General features: G+C 64.0%; 18 protein-coding genes. 9 read left to right on the forward strand and 9 right to left on the reverse strand.

The window, feature by feature from the left end; translation table 11 throughout:
- Window position 1 precedes the first annotated feature (1 nt).
- From SINAR_RS0112275 to SINAR_RS0112285, 3 genes are all read right to left on the reverse strand, one after another.
- Window positions 2–2215, reverse strand: a complete 2214-nt coding sequence (locus tag SINAR_RS0112275; protein WP_027999372.1) for a 3-hydroxyacyl-CoA dehydrogenase NAD-binding domain-containing protein — start codon at window positions 2213–2215, stop codon at window positions 2–4.
- A 21-nt stretch (window positions 2216–2236) separates the two neighbouring features.
- Window positions 2237–3445, reverse strand: a complete 1209-nt coding sequence (locus SINAR_RS0112280) for an acetyl-CoA C-acetyltransferase (protein ID WP_027999373.1) — start codon at window positions 3443–3445, stop codon at window positions 2237–2239.
- 141 nt (window positions 3446–3586) lie between these two features.
- Entirely contained in the window at window positions 3587–5383 is a 1797-nt protein-coding gene (locus tag SINAR_RS0112285) for an acyl-CoA dehydrogenase C-terminal domain-containing protein (protein ID WP_027999374.1), read from the reverse strand.
- Between the two features lie 417 nt (window positions 5384–5800).
- On the opposite strand from SINAR_RS0112285, the gene SINAR_RS0112295 reads away from it, so the two are divergent.
- The 4 genes from SINAR_RS0112295 to SINAR_RS0112310 all read left to right on the forward strand — a co-directional run bounded on the left by SINAR_RS0112295 (window position 5801) and on the right by SINAR_RS0112310 (window position 11955).
- On the forward strand, window positions 5801–9502 hold the full coding sequence (locus SINAR_RS0112295) for a peptidoglycan-binding protein (RefSeq protein ID WP_027999375.1): 3702 nt from the start codon (window positions 5801–5803) through the stop codon (window positions 9500–9502).
- Between the two features lie 376 nt (window positions 9503–9878).
- On the forward strand, window positions 9879–10805 hold the full coding sequence (locus SINAR_RS0112300; protein WP_027999376.1) for a sulfite exporter TauE/SafE family protein: 927 nt from the start codon (window positions 9879–9881) through the stop codon (window positions 10803–10805).
- Window positions 10805–11608 carry a TIGR02186 family protein gene (locus SINAR_RS0112305; RefSeq protein ID WP_027999377.1) on the forward strand — a complete coding sequence of 268 codons (804 nt, stop codon included), beginning with the start codon at window positions 10805–10807 and terminating at the stop codon, window positions 11606–11608. The genes SINAR_RS0112300 and SINAR_RS0112305 overlap by 1 nt, the downstream gene beginning before the upstream one ends.
- A gap of 110 nt (window positions 11609–11718) precedes the next feature.
- Window positions 11719–11955 (forward strand): Lrp/AsnC ligand binding domain-containing protein, encoded by a 237-nt coding sequence (locus SINAR_RS0112310; RefSeq protein WP_027999378.1) that lies wholly within the window; start codon window positions 11719–11721, stop codon window positions 11953–11955.
- Between the two features lie 2 nt (window positions 11956–11957).
- Here the strand turns inward: SINAR_RS0112310 and pdeM are convergent, their stop codons facing one another.
- Both pdeM and SINAR_RS0112320 read right to left on the reverse strand, forming a co-directional pair.
- Window positions 11958–12686: a ligase-associated DNA damage response endonuclease PdeM gene (pdeM, locus tag SINAR_RS0112315; protein WP_027999379.1), complete on the reverse strand. Its 729-nt coding sequence runs from the start codon at window positions 12684–12686 to the stop codon at window positions 11958–11960.
- A gap of 247 nt (window positions 12687–12933) precedes the next feature.
- Window positions 12934–15489 carry a ligase-associated DNA damage response DEXH box helicase gene (locus tag SINAR_RS0112320; protein WP_027999380.1) on the reverse strand — a complete coding sequence of 852 codons (2556 nt, stop codon included), beginning with the start codon at window positions 15487–15489 and terminating at the stop codon, window positions 12934–12936.
- A 107-nt stretch (window positions 15490–15596) separates the two neighbouring features.
- On the opposite strand from SINAR_RS0112320, the gene SINAR_RS0112325 reads away from it, so the two are divergent.
- Window positions 15597–16103 (forward strand): Rrf2 family transcriptional regulator, encoded by a 507-nt coding sequence (locus SINAR_RS0112325; protein ID WP_027999381.1) that lies wholly within the window; start codon window positions 15597–15599, stop codon window positions 16101–16103.
- Between the two features lie 27 nt (window positions 16104–16130).
- Window positions 16131–16592: a carboxymuconolactone decarboxylase family protein gene (locus tag SINAR_RS0112330; RefSeq protein WP_027999382.1), complete on the forward strand. Its 462-nt coding sequence runs from the start codon at window positions 16131–16133 to the stop codon at window positions 16590–16592.
- Window positions 16593–16642: 50 nt separating this feature from the next.
- Here the strand turns inward: SINAR_RS0112330 and SINAR_RS0112335 are convergent, their stop codons facing one another.
- Both SINAR_RS0112335 and SINAR_RS0112340 read right to left on the reverse strand, forming a co-directional pair.
- Window positions 16643–17278, reverse strand: coding sequence for a YitT family protein (locus SINAR_RS0112335; protein ID WP_027999383.1), 636 nt, complete (start codon window positions 17276–17278; stop codon window positions 16643–16645).
- A gap of 109 nt (window positions 17279–17387) precedes the next feature.
- Window positions 17388–18326: a class I SAM-dependent methyltransferase gene (locus SINAR_RS0112340; RefSeq protein ID WP_027999384.1), complete on the reverse strand. Its 939-nt coding sequence runs from the start codon at window positions 18324–18326 to the stop codon at window positions 17388–17390.
- 147 nt (window positions 18327–18473) lie between these two features.
- Here SINAR_RS0112340 and SINAR_RS0112345 point away from each other — a divergent pair, with 147 nt between their 5' ends.
- The 3 genes from SINAR_RS0112345 to SINAR_RS0112355 are packed head-to-tail and all read left to right on the forward strand — an operon-like array spanning window position 18474 to window position 20660.
- Window positions 18474–18740: a DUF6460 domain-containing protein gene (locus tag SINAR_RS0112345; RefSeq protein WP_027999385.1), complete on the forward strand. Its 267-nt coding sequence runs from the start codon at window positions 18474–18476 to the stop codon at window positions 18738–18740.
- Between the two features lie 2 nt (window positions 18741–18742).
- Complete coding sequence (locus SINAR_RS0112350; protein WP_027999386.1) at window positions 18743–19246, forward strand: CAP domain-containing protein; 504 nt, start codon at window positions 18743–18745, stop codon at window positions 19244–19246.
- A 46-nt stretch (window positions 19247–19292) separates the two neighbouring features.
- Window positions 19293–20660 (forward strand): MATE family efflux transporter, encoded by a 1368-nt coding sequence (locus tag SINAR_RS0112355; protein ID WP_027999387.1) that lies wholly within the window; start codon window positions 19293–19295, stop codon window positions 20658–20660.
- On the opposite strand, the gene SINAR_RS0112360 is transcribed toward SINAR_RS0112355, so the two are convergent.
- Window positions 20636–21724 carry a quinone-dependent dihydroorotate dehydrogenase gene (locus SINAR_RS0112360; protein WP_027999388.1) on the reverse strand — a complete coding sequence of 363 codons (1089 nt, stop codon included), beginning with the start codon at window positions 21722–21724 and terminating at the stop codon, window positions 20636–20638. The genes SINAR_RS0112355 and SINAR_RS0112360 overlap by 25 nt on opposite strands.
- Entirely contained in the window at window positions 21721–22068 is a 348-nt protein-coding gene (locus tag SINAR_RS0112365; RefSeq protein WP_027999389.1) for a DUF952 domain-containing protein, read from the reverse strand. The genes SINAR_RS0112360 and SINAR_RS0112365 overlap by 4 nt, the downstream gene beginning before the upstream one ends.
- Between the last annotated feature and the right edge of the window lie 34 nt (window positions 22069–22102).

The raw sequence follows: 22102 nt of genomic DNA on the forward strand, positions 1-22102 counted from the left end.
CTTATGCCGCCTTCTGCCCCTCGCCATGAGGGTCGAAGCGCCCGTAGAAGGTTTCGCCCTTTTCCGCCATCTCCTTCAGAAGCGCTGTCGGCCGGAAGTGGTCGCCATGGTCCGCGGCGAGCTTTTCGCACAGCTCGACAAAGGCTTTCGCGCCCATGCCGTCGATGTAGGAGAGCGTGCCGCCGGTGTAGGGCGCAAAGCCGAAGCCGAGGATCGAGCCGACATCAGCCTCCCGCGGGTCGGTGACGATGCCTTCTTCTATCGTGCGCGCCGCCTCGAGTGCGATCGTCACGAGCAAGCGCTGCTTGAGCCGGCCGACATCGATCTCGCCGGCATCCTTCTGCGGGTAGAGCTCTTTCAGACCCGGCCAGAGATATTTCCTGGCCGGCTTTGCCGGGTACTCGTAGAAGCCTTTGCCGTTCTTGCGGCCGCGGCGGTCGAGCTCGTCCACCATCTTGTCGATCAGTGCCATGTGCCTGGGATCGACGGCCTTCTCGCCGAGATCGGCAACGGCAGCCTTCAGGATCTTTTGGCTGAGGTCGATAGCCACCTCGTCGTTGAGCGACAGCGGCCCCACGGGCATGCCGGCCATCTTGGCGGCGTTCTCGATCATTGCCGGCGGCACACCCTCGATCAGCATGTCATAGGCTTCGTGGATATAGCGGAAGACGCAGCGATTGACGTAGAAGCCGCGCGTGTCGTTGACGACGATCGGCGTTTTCCTGATCGCCGCGACATAGTCGAGGGCGGTGGCGAGCGCGCGGTCTCCGGTTTCCTTGCCGAGGATCACCTCCGTCAGCATCATCTTCTCGACCGGCGAGAAGAAATGAATGCCGATGAACTGCTCCGGGCGCCTGGAATTCCCGGCGAGGCCGGTGATCGGCAGCGTCGAGGTGTTGGAGGCAAAGATCGCGTCCTCGGCGATCACCGCTTCGACCTTCTCGATCACGCTCTTCTTGACCTGGCGGTCCTCGAAGACCGCCTCGATGACAAGGCCGGCATCCTTGAGATCGTCGTAGTCCGCCGAAGGCGTGATGCGCGAAAGCAGAGCCTCGCCTTCTTCCTTGGTCAATCGTCCCTTGCCGATGGAGTCCTTGACCAGGCCTTCCGAATGCTTCTTCCCCTTTTCGGCAGCTTCCATGTCGCGGTCGATGAGGGTGACGGGGATGCCGCCTGCCGCGGTCACGTAGGCGATCGAGGCGCCCATGAAACCGGCGCCGACGACGCCGACTTTCCTGAGCTCGGTCTTCGGGACTCCGGCCGGGCGGCGTGCGCCCTTGCCGAGTTCCTGCATCGAGACGAATAGCGACCGGATCATCGAGAAGGCTTCGGTCGTCTGCAGGATCTCGGTGAAATAGCGCTGCTCGATTCTCAACGCCGTATCGAAGGGAACCTGCAGTCCTTCATAGACGCATTTCAGGATGGCGATCGCGCCGGGATAATTGCCGTAGGTCTCGCGGCGCAGGATGCCGGAGGCGGCCGGCCAGAGCTGCGCGGAGGCGGGTGTCCAGATGCCGCCGCCCGGCAGCTTGAACCCCTTCTCGTCCCAAGGCTGCACCGGCTTCAAGCCGTTCCTGATCATGGCCTTGGAAGCTTCGATCAGCTTGTCCGGGTCGACCACTTCGTGGACGAGCCCCATGGCCTTTGCCCGCGCCGGCGTGAGCGAGGAGCCGGTCGTCATCATCTGCAATGCATCCTGCGTATTGGTCAGCCGCGGCACGCGCTGGGTGCCGCCGGCGCCCGGGAAAATGCCGACCTTGACCTCGGGAAGCGCGATCTTCACCGCCTTCGCATTGGACGCGACACGGCCGTGGCAGGCGAGCGACATCTCGAAGGCGCCCCCCATGCAGGTGCCGTTGATGGCCGAAACCCAGGGCTTGCCCGAGGTTTCGAGCTTGCGGAAGAGGCCGGTCATCCGGCCGACGAGGTCGAAGAGTTTCCGGGCCGCGTTTTCCGGGTCCTTCTGCTTCTCCTCCGCCTGGAAGGTGAACATTGACTTGATCATCGAAAGGTCGGCGCCGCCGGAGAAGGAGGACTTGCCGGAGGTGATGACCACGCCCTTGACGGCAGGATCGGCGGTCGTCTGGTCGATAACGGCGTCGAGTTCCCTCATCACCTCTTCGGTGAAGACGTTCATCGACTTGCCCGGCATGTCCCAGGTGACCAGCGCAATGCCGTCGGCGTCGGTTTCGATCTTGAAGTTCGTGTAAGACATATTCTCTCTCCCGGGATCGGATCAGACGCGCTCGATGATCGTGGCGGTGCCCATGCCGGCGCCGATGCAGAGCGTCACCAGCGCCGTGTTGAGGTCGCGGCGCTCCAGTTCGTCGAGCACCGTGCCGAGGATCATCGCGCCGGTCGCGCCGAGCGGATGACCCATGGCGATCGCGCCGCCATTGACGTTGATCTTGTCGTGCGGGATGTCGAAAGCCTGGCAGTAGCGCAGCACGACGGCCGCGAAGGCCTCGTTGAGCTCGAACAGATCGATGTCGGACAGCTTCATGTCCGCCCGCTTCAGGAGCTTCTCGGTAACATCGACCGGCCCTGTCAGCATCAGTGCAGGATCGGAACCGATGTTGGCGAAAGCGCGGATGCGGGCGCGCGGTTTCAGCCCCATGGCTTCACCGCCGGCCTTCGAGCCGAGGAGCACGGCCGCGGCGCCATCGACGATGCCGGAGGAGTTGCCGGCGTGGTGGACATAGTTGATGCGCTCGACCTCCGGATGCGCCTGGATGCCGACGGCCTCGAAGCCGCCCATTTCACCCGGCATCTGGAAGGAGGGGTTGAGCGAAGCGAGTGCCTGCATGTCGGTGCCGGGGCGCATATGCTCGTCGCGGTCGAGGATGACGAGGCCGTTCTGGTCCTTGACGGGGACGACCGAGTTGTCGAAGTAGCCTTTCTCCCAGGCGTTGGCGGCACGCTTCTGGCTTTCCACCGCATAGGCATCGACATCGTCTCGCGAGAAGCCGTATTTCGTGGCGATCAGGTCGGCGGAAACGCCCTGCGGCATGAAATAGGCGGGCAGGTTGACGGAGGGGTCCATGAACCAGGCGCCGCCCGACATGCCGAGGCCGACGCGCGACATGGACTCGACGCCACCGGCGATCACGATGTCGTCCGCCCCTTGGGCGATCTTCGCGGCGCCGAAATTGACGGCGTCGAGGCCGGAGGCGCAGAAGCGGGAAATCTGCATGCCTGGCGCACGGGTCGAATAGCCGGCCTCGAAGGCGGCTGCCTTGGGGATGACCGCACCTGCATCCATGACCGGATCGACGCAGCCCATGATGATGTCGTCGACCGTCGAAGTGTCGAGCCCGTTGCGGTCGCGCACCGCTTCCAGAGCCTTGGCCGCAAGGCGGACGGAGGGCACCTCGTGCAGCGCGCCGTCCTTCTTGCCACGGCCGCGCGGCGTGCGCACGTGGTCGTAAACGAAGACTTTCGTCATCTCTTGATCTCCCTTGGCGAGCATTACGCCCGTAACCGGAGCATTTTTCGCTGAAATCGCGGAAATGCTCTAATCCCTTGTATCGTCAGAGTTCCGGACGGAAACCGGTTCACACTTCTGAAACTGCTCCTAATCCTGAAATCAGAACGCGGCCGCGTCCAGCGCCATCATCGTGTCGGCGCCGGTTTCGATGCGGGCCTTGCGCAGCGCCGTTTCGGGCAGGATGCGCTCCATGAAGAAATTCGCCGTGATCAGCTTGTTCCTGAGGTAGTCCGCACGCCGCGTTTCTCCAGCGGCCAGCTTCTCCTCCGCCGTCTTGGCCATCCTCGCCCACATATAGCCGAGAACGACCAGGCCGAAGAGATGCATGTAATCCGTCGAGCCGGCTCCGGCGTTGTCGGGTTTGGCCATGGCGTTCTGCATGAACCACATCGTCGCGGCTTGCAGGTCGTTCAGCCCCTTCTTCAGGGACTTTGTGTAGCCGGAGAGCTTTTCGTCGTTGCGGTTCTCCTCGCAGAAGTCGCCGATCTCCTTGAACAGCGCCATGACGGCGCGGCCGCCGTTCATCGCCAGCTTGCGGCCGACCAGGTCGAGCGCCTGAATGCCGTTGGCCCCCTCGTAGATCATGGCGATGCGGGCATCACGTACATACTGGCTCATGCCGTGCTCTTCGATATAGCCATGGCCGCCGAAGACCTGCTGCGCCATCACGGCATGGTCGAAGCCCTTGTCCGTCAGCACGCCCTTGAGGATCGGCGTCATAAGACCGAGGACGTCGTCTGCCGTCTGCCGCTCCTCTTCGCTGTCGGAGCGATGGGCGATGTCCGACTTCAGCGCCGTCCACAGCGTGAAGGCGCGGCCGCCTTCGTTGAACGCCTTGATCGTCATCAGCGTGCGGCGGATGTCGGGATGGACGATGATCGGATCGGCCTTCTTGTCCGGCGCCTTGGGGCCGGAGAGGGAGCGCCCCTGAATGCGTTCGCGCGCGTAGTTCGCAGCATTCTGATAGGCGACCTCGGCGATCGCAAGCCCCTGCATGCCGACGGCCAGACGTGCCTCGTTCATCATCACGAACATGGCGCTGAGACCCTTGTTCTCCGTGCCGATCAGATAGCCGGTCGCCTCGTCATAATTCATGACGCAGGTCGCGTTGCCGTGGATGCCCATCTTGTGTTCGATTGCACCGCAGGAAACGCCGTTGCGCTCGCCTGGGCCGCCGCTGGCGTCGAGCTTGAATTTCGGCACGATGAAGAGCGAGATGCCCTTGACGCCCTCAGGAGCGCCCTCGATGCGCGCCAGCACCATATGGACGATATTCTCGGCCATGTCGTGCTCGCCGGCGGAGATGAAGATCTTCTGGCCGGAGATTCGATAGGAGCCGTCGCCGTTCGGCACGGCCTTCGTGCGCAGCAGGCCGAGATCGGTGCCGCAATGGGGCTCTGTCAGGTTCATCGTGCCGGTCCAGGTGCCGTCGACCATTTTCGGCAGATAGGCCCGCTTCTGTTCTTCGGAACCGTGCACCAGGATCGCCGCGATCGCTCCCTGCGTCAGCCCCGGATACATCATCAGCGACATGTTCGCGGCGGACAGGAATTCGCCGACGGCGGTGTGGAGCGTGTAGGGAAGGCCCTGGCCGCCGAACTCTTCCGGCGCGGCCAGGCCAAGCCAGCCGCCTTCACGATAAAGGTCATAGGCTTGCTTGAAGCCCTTGGGCACCGTGACGGAGCCGTCCTCGTGGCGCTTGCAGCCCTCCTGGTCGCCGGAAAGATTGATCGGAAAGAGGACCTCTTCCGCAAGTTTGGCTGCCTCGCCGAGGATCGCGGCCGTCATGTCCGGCGTCGCATCGGCAAAGCCTGGGAGGTTGTGATAGCGCTCGATGCCGAGCACGTCGTTGAGGATGAACAGGGTGTCGTCGACTGGAGCCTTGTAGATGGGCATGCTTTTCCTCGCCTTGATGTCCTTTCGGGTACGCCAGACCCGGTTCCCGCTGTGTCGAGCGTGCGCCGGGAGCGGTGACCGACTTGAAAGAATGCTATAGAACTTTGACGTTTGCGTAAACGTCAAAAAGTCGCAGTGCAATAATTTCGCAAAGCGGCGGGCTTTGCCGAAATGTCCGACCGCCCGAATGCGCGGGGCGGGTGCGACAATAATCGTTAAAATATCGGATGGGTTAACGGCTTGTTTACCACGTTTAATGAATTGTGCGCATTGAGATGGCGAAGCTGCAACCGGCCCGGTCCTCGCGTTGTTGCGGCTTTGCCGACATCGGCAGCGCCGCCGAAGTGGAAAGGCCGAATTCGGCGGCATCGGTGACGGTTGAAGTATCGGGCGAAGAGATACAGGGGCGAAGAGGCAATGAACGGATCGCGATCCACTTCTCAGCGCATGGGCAGCCCGTCCTACGGCGACAGGCCGTCGCTCGATGCCCTGAACCGTACCATCGAAGGGCTCGAGGCGCGCATCGAGGGCCTGATGAGCAGCGTCAGCCGCGAAACGCGGCAGCCCGAGCGGCAGCGTCCGGCTGCGAGCGATGCGGTTTCCGAAATTATCGAGCGCCAGCGGGCGCTCAATGCGGCGCGCGAACGGTCGCCGCTGCGCGAACGCGCGACGCCGGGCGATGCCGATCGGCTCGCTCCGAGCCGCCCCGCGGCAGAGGCGCGCTATCATCCTTCCCAACCGGCATCGTCGGCGGCACGCTCTTCGGCCGCAGCTGAAATCGCCGAGGCGCTGGTCGGCCTCAGGCAGGAACTGAAGCGCGATCTCAATGACGGTCTTTCCCGCGAAATGCTTGCGCTGCGGTCGGAGATCCGGGGCATCAAGGCCGAGGCCGCGCAGGATCGCCGTTTCGCCGAGGACGTGCGGGACGATATCGAGCGTCTATCGGTCGGTATCAAGGAGCTTGGCCGCCAGGCTTCGCCCGCCGAGGCCAATGCGCTCAGGATTGAATTCGACGACCTGAGGTCCATGCTCGACGGTCTGGCGCGCGAAGACAGCATGCGCCGCATGGAAAACCGCTGGAACGGCGTCGAGGACCGGCTGAATGCCTTCGATCAGAACCGCGACGATGAGCTGGTCGCGCTCGCCTACCGGCTCGACGAGATCAAGGCGCAGATCAACGCCCTGGACAAGGGCTCCGGCATCGAGGTTCTGGAAGGCAAGCTCGTCGCGGTCGCCCAGGCGATCGAGATGCTCGGGCGCCAGATCCAGCCGGACGAGAGGCGTCTGGCCCCGCAATTCGCCGATCTCGATAAGCGGCTCGATGAAATCAGCCGGGCGATCGCCGCCGGCGGCCGCAATTCGGCCGGCGCCGACGGTTCCTTCGTCGACCGTCTGGAGAGCCGTCTCGGCGATCTTTCCCGGCAGATGGACACCCTCTCCAATCCGGTCGAGTCCGGCCTCGGCGCGCGGATCGAGGCGCTGGCGGCACGCGTGGAGGATCTCGCCGGCGAGAAGGCGGCGGCCCGCTTGGAAGAGCGCCTCGACCAGCTTTCCGCCATGCTGGAGCACAACCGGCAAGGCGCGGAGCCGGACCTTGCCGATCACCTTGCCGACATCTCCCGGAAGATCGAGGCCCTCGCGGGCGACAGCATCACCGATGCGTTGGCCGAGCGGCTCGACGATCTCGCCCAACGTATCGACGGGCTTTCGCCCCATGTCGAACCTGCGGCGGATTCGCGCTTCGACCGCCTGGAGGATCGCCTGGCGGGCATTGCGCAACGTCTGGAGGAGACGCATGCCGCGCCTTTCGACGACCGGCAGGCCCTTCGCAATCTCGAAGCGCAGATCGGAAATCTCTCCACGCTGATCAGCCAGACGCACGGTGACACGGCAGGTCTGCCCGCGGAATTCGAGGGCCGCATGACCGCGCTCGAGGATTACCTTGCGACCAGCGACGAATATATTATCGAGGCCGCCCGCCAGGCTGCGGAAGCGGTAATGGAGGCGTACACGAGGAATACCGCGCCGCAGATGGCGGCGGGCACCGATATGGCGGCCATTTCGGCGCTCGCAGAGGATCTGCGCACCCTGGAGGAGCTCAGCCGTTCGAGCGACGAGCGGACCGCGCGCACCTTCGAGGCGCTGCATGAAACGCTTGTCCACATCGCGGAGAAACTGGAGCGACTGGAAGAGCGGGAGCCACCGGCTTCTCATGCCCCGATGCCCAAGGCTGCGCCCCTCGAATTCGCTGGGGCCTTGACGAAGCCGGAGCGCGACGACGTGGAACGCGCGGCGCAGGCGCCAGCGGCTGAAAACGAGACCTCCGTCCATGCGCCGGTGCCGACCGCCGCTGCGGCCAAAACGAACGATGCCGCCGCTGCGGCCAAAACGAACGATGCCGCCGAAGTCGCAACGGTCGAGGACGGTGAGATCAGAGTGGAGGCCCGTGCGGCGAAGACGAGCCTGCTTGCCGGTCTCAGCCGCCGGTTTGCGCCGAAGCAGAACGAAAGCATGCCGATCCAGGCGCGGCAGACGGTCGAGCCCGCCCCGTCGATCGACCCGTCCGAGATGCTTGCGCTCGAGGACGCCAATCAGCTCCTCGAGCCAGGCTCCGGCGTGCCGGACGTCAAGAAGATCCTCGAACGCGTTCGTGCCGGCCAGATGGCCCGCGGCGCGCAGGAGGTGGCCGAGGGCGAAAAGGCGGACTTCATCGCGGCCGCTCGGCGCGCGGCGCAGCTGGCCGTGGAGGAGGCCGATACGCTCAATCGCGTCAAGGAGAACAAGGCACCCTCGGTCCTCGGCGGTGCGCTCGCCCGTCATCGCCGCCCGATCCTGCTCGCGGTCGGCGCCGTGCTGCTCGCGATCATGTCCTATCCACTCGTCAGCACGGTGCTGAAAGGCAAGGAGGCGCCGAGCGCCGCGCCGGTTGCGGCTATCGAGCGCAAGGCAGAGATTGCCCAGCCAAAGACCGCCGGCGACCGCCTCGTGCAAGCGGCGGCGGCCGCAAAGATCACGGAAGAGCCGAATGTTCCGGCAGTTGCCGACAAGACCGACGCCCGGACGAACGTGGCGGAGGAAACGCCGACGCAGCCGGCCGTTGCCGGAGCCGCCAAGGCCGACGCAACCATTGGAGGGGCAGGCGCCGGCCCGGACGTCTTGATGCAGCCGGCGGAGGCGGAAACGCCTGGACCCGTCTCGACCCTGCGGCCGCCTTCAGAAAGTGCGGTCGAGCCAGCGGCCGTGGAGCCGGCCAGGATGAGCGAGGTCGTTCTGCCGGAAGGCTTCGGCCCGCCCGCGCTGGTGACCGCGGCCAAGGGCGGCGATCCTCTCGCCTTCTACGAAATCGGTGCCCGCTTCACAGAGGGGCGGGGTGTCGAGCAAGATCGGGCGGAAGCCGTCAAGTGGTATCAGCGCGCCGCCGACGCTGGCGTTGTTCCGGCCGAATACCGGCTTGCAAGCCTTTATGAGAAGGGTGCGGGCGTTCAGCGCGACGGAGCAAAGGCCAAGGCGCTTTATCTCAAGGCGGCTGCGGCCGGGAATGCCAGTGCGATTCACAACCTCGCTGTCATGCTCGCCGGTAGCCGGGACGGTGCGCCGGATCTCGCAGAAGCAGCGAAATGGTTCGAGAAGGCCGCCAATTTCGGCGTTCGCGACAGCCAGTTCAACCTCGCCGTCCTCTATGCGCGTGGTGACGGTGTGGCCCGCAATCTGGAAGATTCCTACAAATGGTTCGCCATTGCGGCCCGTGACGGTGACAAGGACGCGGCAGAAAAGCGCGACGAGATCGCCAAGGCGCTGGAGCCCGAGGCGCTGTCGAGTGCCAAGGCAAAAGTCGACGCCTGGAAGCCTCAGCCTCTCGACGCCGAAGCGAATACGGTGGAGGTCCCGGACGCCTGGATCGGTACGCCGACCAAGACGGCCGCCGTCGACATGACCAGGGCCGTTCGCAACATTCAGGCGATCCTCAACAACAACGGCTTCGATGCCGGCGCACCGGACGGCCAGGTGGGCAGGAAGACGACTGCCGCCATAAAGGCCTTCCAGAAATCGGTCGGCCAGGAGCCGACGGGCGAGATCACCGACGAGCTGGTCCGGGAGCTGCTGAAGCGCAACACCTGACGCGGACGGATGCCTGACGAACGATGCGCGAGGCTGGCCGGCACGCCGCAACGGTGCTCCGGCACAAACGGGGCGCCATAAAGCCGCAGGCCAGCGGCACCGTGCATGTGCCTGAAAAGGTTGACAGCTCCGGCCCGGGAGCGCATGAGGGGGATGTCGTCCGTTTATCCCTCAGGGGCGCGGGCGGTCCACCAATACATCCCCGTCTGTGGTTAATCATGTACCACTTCGAAGGATTGCGCCGTGCGCCCTCTTCGGACGCGTGGGGCTCGAGAATAATGAAACATTGCACAATTCCTCAATTGTTTGCGGTTAGGAATTGTGGAGGAGCAATTTTCGCCCGCGCTGCGGGCCGCTGGCATATCGAGGTTCGGCCGTGACGGTCTATCTGCCCATAGCTGAGTTGTCGGTGAACATCTTCATCATTCTCGGCATGGGCGCGGCCGTCGGTTTTCTGTCCGGCATGTTCGGCGTGGGCGGCGGGTTTCTGATCACCCCCCTCCTGATCTTCTACAATATTCCGCCCGTTGTGGCGGTGGCGACCGGTGCCAATCAGGTGGTCGCCTCTTCGATATCCGGGGCGATCGCCCATTTCCGCCGCGGCACCATCGACATCAAACTCGGCACGGTGCTCTTGTGCGGCGGCCTTGTGGGTGCGACCGTCGGCGTCTGGCTGTTCTCGCTGCTCAGGAGCGTCGGGCAGCTCGATCTGGTGATCTCTCTGCTCTATGTCATTCTTCTGGGTTCGGTCGGCACGCTGATGCTGTGGGAGAGTATCGGCGCCATGCGCAAGGCGGCGAAGAATCAGCCTCCGCAGCTCAGGCGGCCGGGGCAGCATAACTGGATCCACGGCCTCCCGCTGAAGATGCGGTTCAAGAAGTCGAAGATCTATCTGAGTGTCATTCCCGTGGCGACGCTCGGCTTCTCGATCGGCGTTCTGACCTCGGTTATGGGCGTTGGCGGCGGCTTCATCATGGTGCCCGCCATGATCTACCTGTTGCGCATTCCGACGAGCGTCGTCGTAGGCACGTCGCTGTTCCAGATCGTTTTCGTTTCCGCCTATACCGTGATCGTCCAGGCATCGACGAACTATACCGTCGATATCGTGCTGGCCTTCGTGCTGATGATCGCCGGCGTCATCGGCGCGCAATACGGCGTACGCGTCGGCCAGAGGCTGCGCGGCGAGCAGCTCAGGGCGCTGCTGGCGCTGCTCGTTCTCGCCGTCGGCATCCGCCTCGCGGTCGAGCTCGTCATCCCGCCGAAGGACATCTACTCGGTCGTATCCGCGGGGGTCGGCTTCTGATGCGCCCGCTCCTCCGTCTCTCGTTCGTCGCCCTGGCTCTCGCCGCCGCCACCCCAGCCGCAGCGCAGGTTCTGGAGCGCAAGGTCACAGACTTCACCGAGAAGCTCGAGATCGGCATCTCGACGGAGGAAATCGCCATCACCTCCGATTTCCGCGGCGCCGACCTGACGATCTTCGGCGCCATCGACGGGTTCGATGCCAGCCTCCTGGCGCAGGGCAAGTACAACATCATCGTCGCGCTGGAAGGCCCGAAGGACAACGCGACGGTGCGGAAAAAGGAACGGGTGTTCGGCATCTGGGTCAATACCCAGTCGATGACTTTCGAGCTCGTGCCCGAGGCCTATTCGCTGTCGAGCACCCGTGCCATCGAGACGATCGCGCCGCGGCGCGACATCGCCAATATGGGCATCGGCGTCGACCACATGCGGCTGGTGCCGCTCGGCTTCGTCGGGGACGGCAGCACGCTCGGCGAGTTCCGCAACGCGTTCCGGACGATTCGCGAGACGAGCGGCGTCTATCAGCGCGATCCGGGAGGTGTGCAGTTCATCAGTTCCAGCCTGTTCAAGGCCTCGGTGCGGCTGCCGGCCAATGTCCCCAACGGTATTCACGTCGTGCGTGCCTATCTTTTCCGCGACGGTGTCTTCGTCGCCGCCAAGGCCCTTCCGCTCCGGGTGGTCAAGACCGGCCTGGAGCAGGCGATCACCCGCGCCGCCCACGATCAGCCCGTGATCTACGGCCTGCTGGCCGTCGCCCTCGCGGTCGTTACCGGCTGGGGTGCCAGCCTGCTCTTCCGCAAGGAGTGATCCAGGCAGGACTGCGGACCTGCATTGGCGTTCCCTTTTTTCATGTGGCGGTTTAAGGAAGCAGGGGACAGGCATCGGCGGCAAACGGTGCGCAAATTTGAGGAAGTCCAATGAAACCGATTTTCGTGCAACTGCAGTGCGCTCCCGGCAAGACCTATGACGTGGCCGACGAGATTTATCGCAAGGAGATCGTCTCGGAGATGTACTCGACGAGCGGCGACTATGACCTGCTTCTGAAGATCTATGTCGAGGAAGGCCAGGACATCGGAAAGTTCATCAACGACAATATCGCCAGCGTTCCGGGCATCTCCCGCTCGCTGACGACGCTGACTTTCAACGCGTTCTGACCTTACCCGAGAAGATTGGCGAACCGCACCGAATAGATCCTGTCGCGGCCGAGCATATGAGCGATGAGATGCTGCCGGTCAAAGAGGCCGCTCATCGCACGATGTCTGAGATCGAGACCTCCCGTCGTGACACCGAAAGCAGGCATGACGAGACGCTTGCCGTCCGTCGCGAAGCAGGCGCGCCGGACCGATCTTTCCCGCCGCCTCACGGTCGCGGAGGGATGCAGGTGGCCGGCGATCTCGCCGATCCCGTCCCCTATAGAGGGCTCGTGCCGGAAAACGAGGCCGGCATGGCGAAGCTCGTCCATGGAGTCGCCGGGCAGCCCGTGTGCGCCGTCGGGATCGTGATTGCCGTTGATCCATGTCCATTCCCGGCCACAGGCCATGGCCGCAATCATCTGGCGGAAGGCTTCCGGCATAGCCGCCGATCCCCTCCGGTCGTGGAAATTGTCGCCGAGGCTGATGACCGTTGCAGGATCGTGGCGGGCGACGACCGCCTCCAGTATCCGAAGCGTCGCAAACGTATCGTAAGGGGGCAGCATCATGCCGCGCCGGGCAAAGGCTGAGCCTTTTTCGAGATGAAGGTCCGACACGACGAGCGTGCCGCTCTCGGGCAGATATAGAGCGCCGAGCGGATCGCAGATCGCGGCGACCCCATTGATGATCGTGCGCGCGTGGAGGGATGCGTTGGCGGCGGGCGATGTCGCGTGGATGAGCCTATGCATAGTCATTGCGGTGTTCTTGTGTGTGGGCGAAAAAGGGTCCTTTCCTCCGGTTTGCCCCTCACCCTAACCCTCTCCCCGCACGCGGGGAGAGGGGACGTGCCTCGCGATACACAGGTGAAAACGGTAGCGGCGGCGCTTGCCGCGGGTCCCTTCTCCCCGCCTGCGGGGAGAAGGTGCCGGCAGGCGGATGAGGGGCGCCGCGGAAGGGTTGGGCAGGGCCTTGGGAGGATTTTCGCTCTCTCATAATTCTCTCTCATCCATCCGCACCGTGGCCGCCGCCCATCGCCTCGTTGATCAGTTCTTCCGCCGCTGCTTCCGTGAGCAGGAAATCCTGCGCCTCTCCATGCACCGATTCCCGACCGATCTCCAGCATGACGGGCACGGCGAGCGGCGAGATGCGATCGAGCCGGCGGTGGGTGATGTGCCCCTTGATGCGCTTGAGCATGGAACCGAGGCGACCGATATCCAAAAGTCCGGTGGCCGCATCGTTGCGCGTCGCCTCCAGGAGAATGTGGTCCGGCTCGTGCGCGCGCAATACGTCGTAAATGAGGTCGGCGGAGACGGTGATCTGCCGTCCCGTCTTCTCCTTGCCGGGATGGCGCTGTTCTATGAGTCCGGCGATGACAGCGCAATTGCGGAAAGTGCGTTTCAGGAGGAAGGATTCGTCCAGCCATGCCTCCAGATCGTCGCCCAGCATGTCCTCGTCGAAGAGCTGGCCGAGCGACGGCGCACCCGTCCGGAACGCCGCGCCCATGTCGTCGAGCGCCCAGACGGCGAGCGAGTAGTCGGTCGCAACGAATCCGAGCGGCTTCAGTCCGGCGCGGTCGAGACGGCGGGTGAGGAGCATGCCGAGCGTCTGGTGGGCAAGCCTGCCTTCGAAGGCGTAGGCAACCATGTAGTGCCGGCTGCCCCGCGGGAAGGTCTCGATCATGAGTTCGTCGTCGCGCGGAAGCATCGACACGTCCCCCTGCAGCGCCAGCCAGTCCCTGACCTGGTCCGGCAGATGGGCGCGGCGCACCGGATCGGCGAGCATCTTTCTCACCTGCGCTGCGAGATAGGTGGAGAGCGGAAACTTACCGCCGGCATAGCTCGGCACCTTGGGATCGAAGGAGAAGGCCTGCGAAACCAGGCACTCGTTCTCGCGAATGCCTTCGAAGCGCAGCACCTTGCCGGAAAAGAGAAAGGTGTCGCCGGGCGAAAGCATTTCGAGAAAATACTCCTCCACCTTGCCGAGCGACATGCCGCCGCGGCCCAGCGAGCCGCGCTGGTTGCGCTTGACCATGCGCACGTTCAGCATCGGCGACTCGACGATCGTTCCGACGTTGAGGCGATATTGCTGAGCCACAAGAGGATTGGATACCCGCCAGAGGCCGTCCTTCGTCTTGCGAATGCGGGCGTAACGCTCATAGGTGCGGAGCGCGTAGCCGCCGGTGGCCACAAGATCGACGGCGCGCTCGAAGGTTTCCCAGGAAAGGCGGGCATAGGGCGCAGCGCCGGTCACCTCTTCGTAGAGCTCCAAAGCATCGAAGGGCTTTGCGCAGGCCATGCCGAGGATATGCTGCGCCAGCACGTCGAGCGCGCCCCTGCCGATCGGCGGCGTGTCCTGAGCGCCTACGTAGTTGGCGTCGAGCGCTGCCTGGCATTCCATCACCTCAAAGCGGTTGGCCGGAACCAGAATGGCACGGCTCGGTTCGTCCATGCGGTGGTTGGCCCGGCCGATGCGCTGCGCAAGCCGGCTTGCTCCCTTCGGCGCTCCGACATGGACGACCAGATCGACGTCGCCCCAGTCGATGCCGAGATCGAGGGTCGACGTGGCGACGACGGCGCGCAGGCGGTTCTCGGCCATCGCCGCCTCGACCTTGCGACGTTGGGCGACATCGAGCGAGCCGTGGTGCAGCGCGATCGGCAGATTGTCGTCATTGATCGTCCAGAGTTCCTGGAACAGCATTTCTGCCTGGCTGCGCGTATTGACGAAAAGCAGCGTGGTGCGGTGCTCCTTGATGGCTGCGTAGACGTCCGGGATTGCATAACGGGCCGAATGCCCGGCCCAGGGCACGTGGTTCTCGGTCCGCAGCATGGAGATATCGGGTTTTGCGCCTCCGGAAACGGTGATCAGCCCCGCATGGTTCTCCCGGTCGGTAAGCTGGACAACCAGCCAGCGCTGCAGATCCATCGGATCAGCGACCGTCGCGGAAAGCCCTGTTGTCTGGAGACGGGGCGCCAGGCGGCGCAGCCGCGCCAGGCCGAGAGAGAGGAGGTGACCTCGCTTCGACATCACCAGCGAGTGCAGCTCGTCCAGCACGACGTAGCGCAGGTCCTTGAAGAAACGCTCAGCCTCGGCATTGGCGAGAAGCAGCGCGAGCTGTTCCGGTGTCGTAAGCAGTATGTCGGGCGGATTGAGCTTCTGCCGTTGCCGCTTGCCCTGCGGCGTGTCGCCGGTGCGGTTCTCGATGCTGACCGGCAGCCCCATCTCGCCGACCGGTTTCATGAGGTTGCGCTCGATGTCGACGGCAAGCGCCTTGAGTGGCGAAATGTAAAGCGTGTGTATGCCGACGAAAGGCGAGCCGGGCGGAATCCGGCCGCGCCGGGTGATGTCGACGAGGGAGGGCAGAAAGCCGGCGAGCGTCTTGCCGGCCCCGGTCGGCGCGATCAGAAGCGTGCTCTCGCCGGCCTCGGCGCGTGACAGAAGTTCGAGCTGATGGGCGCGCGGCCGCCAACCCTTTTCGGCGAACCACCGGAGAAAGGGTGCCGGCAACGTCAGGGCGTCGCTTTCCGGCGACGGAGAATCGATCCTGTCCACGGAGAACAAAGGTAGATCAAAAGCGGCAAAAGAGAAGCCGGCATTGTTTGTGCCGATGCAACGATTGACTCGGAATACGAATCATGGATAAAAGTTATCCATGATAGGAGGCGCAGATGAAACTCGGCGACGGCGTCGAACAGGCCATTCACAGCGTAACGATGTTGAGCTGTCTGCAGCCCGGCAGCACCCTGTCGGCTGCAGCGCTCGCCGAGTTCCATGGGGTCTCGACCAGTTACCTGCTGAAGCATTTGCAGGCGATGTCGGGGGCCGGACTGCTCGAAGCCGTGCCGGGGCCGAAGGGCGGCTACCGGCTGGCGCGCGCAGCGGAGAAGATCACCCTGCTCGACATCGTCCTTGCCGTGGAGGGGCCCGAGCCGGCCTTTCGCTGCAACGAAATCCGCCTTCGCGGTCCCAATCCCTATTCCTGCAAGCCGGTCGCGCCGTGCACGATCAATGTCGCGATGCTCAGGGCAGAGCAGGCCTACCGCGCCGAACTCCGGCGCGTGACCATCGCCGACATCATGTCCGACTTGAGAGCTATCGACCGCGACGGGGCGATCGCGGCGCGAACAAACGGTTTTCTCGCCCACCATGAACGGAAATCGGGCACCGCCGCCTGATGCAGCCCAACACCAATGGAGAAGATGATGCAATCACGTCTGAACTTCGCGAAAGCCGCGCCTGACGCCTACAAAGCGGTCGCCGCGCTCGATGGCTATGTCAAAGGCTCGGGGATCGAGCCTCGCCTCATCCACCTGATCAAGCTGCGTGCATCGCAGATCAACGGCTGCGCTTACTGCGTCGACATGCATACCAAAGAGGCTCGTCACAGCGGCCTCAGCGATCAGTGGATCAATCTCGTCTGTGTCTGGCGCGAATCGCCGCACTTCGACGAGCGCGAGCGGGCCGTTCTCGGTTGGACCGAGGCGCTGACGAAAGTTTCGGAGACGCGTGCACCCGATGACGCCTATGAGGCGCTGAAGGCGCATTTCAACGAAGAGGAAATGACCAAAATCACCGTCGCAATCGGGGCCATCAACGTTTGGAACCGCTTGTGCGTCGGCTTCCGCGCCTTGCCCCCGATCGATGCGCCGGCAAGGGCGGCGTAGCGCGAGAGCGGGATGAAGCTCAGGGCGCTTTACTGCTTCAACGAAGCGCCCTAAAGCGCAATATAACGGTCGGCGCGGTGGTTGATCGCCACGAAAAGGTTGAGGACGACCGCGCCGAGCACCGACCAGATGACGACGGTTGGCGTCGTCACGAAGAATGCGGCCGCGAGAACGATCAGGTCGATCGCGAGTTGCACCAGACCGGCGCGAATGCCGAAGCGCTCCTGCAGATAGATGCCCAATATGCCGACGCCGCCGAGGCTCGCGCGATGGCGGTAGAGCGCCAGGAGACCGTATCCGAGGAGAAGGCCGCCGATGAGAGCGGCCCAGCCCGGATGGATCTGCCCGATCTCGAAAAGACGCGACTGCACGTCGGTCAAGAACGATGTGAGCGCAATGGCGATGAAGGTCTTAAGCGTGAAGGCCGGTCCGAGCCGCTTCAGCGACAGATAGAAGAACGGCAGATTGAGCAGGAAGAAGGTGAGGCCGAAGTTCGCGCCCGTAGCGTAATGCAAAAGAAAAGCGACGCCGGCGGTGCTGCCGGTTAAAAGTCCGGCGCTCGCCAGGAAATAGAGACCGAGGGCGGCGACGAGGCTGCCGGAAAAGACGCCTTGAATGTCCTCCACCGGCGTGTGCCGATTGGGACTTGTGTTCCAGAGACCGAAAACGCTGCCTGCCTGTGCCATGAGTGACCCTCAGATCGTGATGACATCAGTATTGCTGCAGCGCACAAATTATTTCAAGAAAGATATGTAAGCAATGCTGACCTATTCTCTGCCTTGGCGGCGGCTTGCATCACGCCGGCTTGCGGGCGAGGAACAGTATCCCGGCGACGGGCTCGCCGGCGTCCATTCGGATGATCGTGCGCTCGACGGCGATCATGGAAAGGCCGCTTCCGGTGCAAAGGGAGGCGATATAGGCTTCCGGATGCGCGTAGCGCAGCGACGGACGCAGAACGAAGTCCTCGGCCGCGCCGGCGTCCTCGACGGAAAAGGCGAAGAGCCCGCCCGGCGCGAGCAGGCGATCGGCAATGACGAAGACGCTGTCGAGACTGCCGAGATACATCAGCACGTCAGCCGCGCTGACGAGATCGGCACGCCGATGTTCCAGCTCGCCGAACACGCCGGAATCCTCCGCAGCCAATGAAAGGTCCGCCTGGGCGAGCCTGTCATAGACATGCTTCGCCTCGGCTTTGGCGAGCATATTGGCGGAAAGATCGAAGCCCTCGAGGAAATCGGCGCGCTCTCGGATACGTTCGCCGAAGAGTCCGGTGCCGCAACCGAGATCGGTGACGTGGCGAAATCGCCCGCTTCCGTTCACGCGGTCGATCAAAGCCGCAAGCTTTTCCGGAACGCTGTAGTCGAGCTTTTCGACCAGTGCATGGTCGAAGCGGTCGGCATAGTCGTCGAAAAGGCGCTCGACATAGAGGCTCGGGGGCTGCTTGGGCGTCCCGGTCGCGCCGAGCAAAGCGAGCCTGAGGCTGGCGCCGAAAATGTCTTCCGGATTGAGACGAAGCGTATTGCGCAGCGCGCCGACGGCTGCCTCTATTCGGCCCGATTTCTCCTCATAGTCCGCCAGCCGGAACCAGCCTGCCGCCCAATCGGGGACAAGCTCCAGAGCCTGGGCCATGAGTTCCGCCGCACCTGGCGTATCGCCCGCTTCGGCGAGCATCTTCGCGTAGTCGGCGCGGCGGTCGGCGAGCAGGTCGCCAGAGGAGAGCTGGTTGAAGGTCATGGAGATGCGGCTTGGTTGCGATGGACGCTTCTGACGCCGGCCAAGGCAAAATACAAGCGGATTCTGGAAGCGGTATCTCGGACCGTCATGCCTTGCACGGTGGGGAATGGCGGCTTATGTGAAGGGAAACAGGAGAAGTTCTCGCCGATGTCGGACGGAATAAACAAGTTTCTGGGAGACTCGCCGCTACGCGTGCTCGTCAAGCTTCTGGTGGTGTCGATCCTGGTCGGCTTCGTAATGACGGTCTTCGACTGGTATCCGGCCGACATCTACTACGGTATCCGCAATTTCCTCCTGGACCTCTGGCGGACCGGTTTCGCGGCTCTCGGACGGGTGGGCGACTACCTGCTTCTCGGCGCGGTCGTCGTCGTTCCTCTCTTCATCATTCTGCGTCTCTTCAGCTATCGACGGTAAGCATGCACGACCAGATCTTTGTCGCCCGCAGACGGCTGTTTCTGCGTGCCGGTGCCGTGGTTTCCCTCAGTGTGATCGCCGGCTGCACCACCTCGAACATCCTCTCTCCGGACAGCGGTACGGGCAGCGACCAGACCGACGCGACGCTCGGCTACGTCAATGCGCTGCGCAACGGCAGGGGCCTTCCCACGCTCGCTCGCGATCCGGTCGCTTCCGTTGCGGCGATGCATCAGGCGGCACGGATGGCGAGCGCGGGCAAGATGCGGCACAATATCGGGTGGCGGGATAGTTTCCATGATCGGATGAAGGGGCAGGGCGTCACGCTGCCGGCCGCCGAGAACATCGCGGTAGGCCAGGAGGACGCCGCGCGCGCCTACGACGCCTGGTTCAATTCTCCGAAGCATCTTGAGAACATGCTCGGCAATTACCGGGGGCTTGGCGTCGCCGTGGCGCAGAATTCCGCTTCCGGAAACCGACCCTATTGGGCCATGGTGCTTTGCAGCTGAGCTGATTCCCGGGTGACCTACGGAATCGGACCGTAGGGACAGGATCATGACGGCCACGGAAAGCCTCGAGCGCGACACGGACAATCCAGAAGCCGGACCTTTCCTGGTCACCAACCGGCTGATCTTCTCGATCGCGCTGCCGATGACGCTCGGCTTTCTCACGACGCCGCTGCTCGGCCTCGTCGACACGGCCGTCGTCGGCCGGTTCGGCCGGGCGGAGCTGCTCGCGGGCCTCGCGGTCGGCGCGGTGATGTTCGACCTCATCTTCACCACCTTCAACTTCCTGCGGGCCGCAACCACGGGTCTGGTCGCACAGGCCTATGGACGCGGCGACCGGCGCGAGCAGCAGGCGGTCTTCTGGCGTTCGCTCATGATCGCGCTGGTCACCGGCGCCGCCATCGTGCTCATATCGCCCATCCTGCTTTCCGCCGGCCTCTGGCTTATGGGTCCCGGTCCGGAAGTTGCGGAGGTGACGCGCACCTATTTCCTCTGTCGCATCCTCTCCGGCCCGGCCGCCCTGGCCAACTACACCATCCTCGGATTCGTGCTCGGGCGCGGCGAGGGCACGCTCGGCCTGATGCTGCAGACCCTGATCAACGGAACCAACATTACGCTTTCGATCCTGCTCGGCCTCGTTCTGGGCTGGGGCGTCGCCGGCGTGGCGATCGGCACGGTGGCGGGGGAGGTGATCGGCGCAGTTGCGGGTTTCGCAGTCGTCTATGGCCGCTTCGACAAGAGGGACGCGCCCGGCTGGGCGCTGATCTTTGCCGGCGACCGCCTCAAGAAATTGTTCGGCCTCAACCGCGACATCATGATCCGCTCATTCGCCCTTTTGGCCGCCTTCACGCTCGTGACCCGGATCGGCACGTCCTTTGGTCCCGTGACGCTTGCGGCAAATGCGGTGCTGATGACGATCTTCCTTGTGGCCGGCTATTATCTCGACGGGCTCGCCACAGCGGCCGAGCAACTGACGGGCCGGTCGATCGGCGCCGCTTACCGCCCCGCTTTCGACCGGGTTCTGCGGATGACTGCGCTTTGGTCGCTCGGCCTCGCCGCACTGACCACCCTCGCTCTGCTCGCCTTCGGCAATGCCGTGGTGGACATGCTCACCACGGCGCCGGATGTGCGCGCGCTCGCTTATGGATACATGCCATGGGCGGCAGTGACGGCGCTGACCGGTGCGCTTGCCTTCCTCATGGACGGAGTCTTCATCGGTGCCGGCTGGTCGCGCGACATGCGCAACATGATGCTGGCCGCCTTCATCGGATACGTGGCGGCGCTTGCCGTGCTCGTCCCCGCCTTCGGCAATCACGGTCTCTGGGCCGGGCTCAACCTGTTCCTGCTGATGCGCGGCGCTTTCCTGCTGATGATGATTCCGCGCCGGGCGGCTCAGACGTTCCGCCCGATCCAGTAATCGGTCCGGCTGTCGCGGATGTCGCGGATCGAGGCAAGCTTCTCGCGATCGCACAGCGCCGAGAGGCCGCGCACGATCCGGCCCGGCAGTCCCAGACCCTCATAGACCATGCAGGAGTAGAGCTGGACGAGATCGGCTCCGGCGCGGATCTTTTCCGCAGCGGTTTCCGCCGAACTGACGCCGCCGACGCCGATGATCGCCAAATCCGGCCCCACACGCTTGCGCATCCGCGCAAGCACCGCCGTCGATTTATCGAAGAGCGGCTTTCCGGAAAGCCCGCCGGCCTCGTTGGCCTGCCTCCGGTCCTTCAGACCCTCGCGCGAGAGCGTCGTGTTGGAAACGATCAGTCCGTCGAGATCATGCGCCAGCACCTCCGCTGCGATGTCGTCCATGCCCTCCTCGGTCAGGTCCGGAGCGATCTTGAGGAAGACCGGAACCCGTCGCCCGCTTTTCCCCGTTTCGTCGTCCCGGGCGGCAAGCACGGCCGAAAGCAGCGCCGAAAGGCTCTCGCGCGCCTGCAGGTCGCGCAGGCCCGGCGTGTTGGGGGAGGAGATGTTGGCGGTGAAATAGCGCGCGACCGGGTAGAAGGTGCGGATGCCTGTCACATAGTCGGCGATCCGGTCGGCGCTGTCCTTGTTGGCGCCGATATTGACGCCGATCAGCGCCTCGCGCGAGCAGCCCTTGAGCCGCGCCAGCGCCGCCCCGTGGCCCTCGTTGTTGAAGCCGAGCCGGTTGATCACCGCCTGGTCCTCGACGAGCCGGAAGAGCCGCGGCTTGTCGTTGCCCGGCTGCGGCCTCGGCGTCACCGTGCCGATCTCCGTAAAGCCGAAGCCGGCCTTCAGCAGCGCTTCCGGGACTTCGGCATTCTTGTCGTAACCGGCGGCCATGCCGACCGGATTGCGAAAAGTGAGGCCCGCCACGGTTTGCTCGAGCCGGGGATCAGCCGGTGCGGCGCAGTTCGGTAGCAGACCGCTCTTCAGCGCCTTGATCGAAAGGCCGTGCGCCGCTTCCGGTTCGAAGAGGAAGAGGCCGCGCCGGGCGAGGTGCTCCAGCCGGCCGATCATGGCGCAAGCTCGGGGAAGCTGTGCTGCCCGTCCGGCCGCAGAGGCAGGGGTTTCTCCCACAGCACGGCTTTAAGCGGCAGCGGAGCGTAAAGATGTGGAAACAGCGCGCCGCCGCGCGAGGGTTCGTAGACGAGTTTGTCGCCCAGCGCGTTCGCGTCGACCGCGACGAGCAGCAGGTCTTCCTGCCCTTCGAAGTGCCGGGCGGCCGTTTCGACGACCTGGTCCCGGGTCGAAAAATGAATGAAGCCGTCGGCGAGATCGACCGGCGCGCCGGCGAACCGGCCGGTCCGTCGCGCTTCCTGCCATAGAAGTGCCGGAACGATCTTGTATATGGTAGCGTTCATCTTTGTTCGCTTATCCGTCGTGAGCATGAGTGAT

Origin of the sequence: Sinorhizobium arboris LMG 14919 (assembly GCF_000427465.1) — a bacterium.
In the GTDB taxonomy this organism is placed as follows: domain Bacteria; phylum Pseudomonadota; class Alphaproteobacteria; order Rhizobiales; family Rhizobiaceae; genus Sinorhizobium; species Sinorhizobium arboris.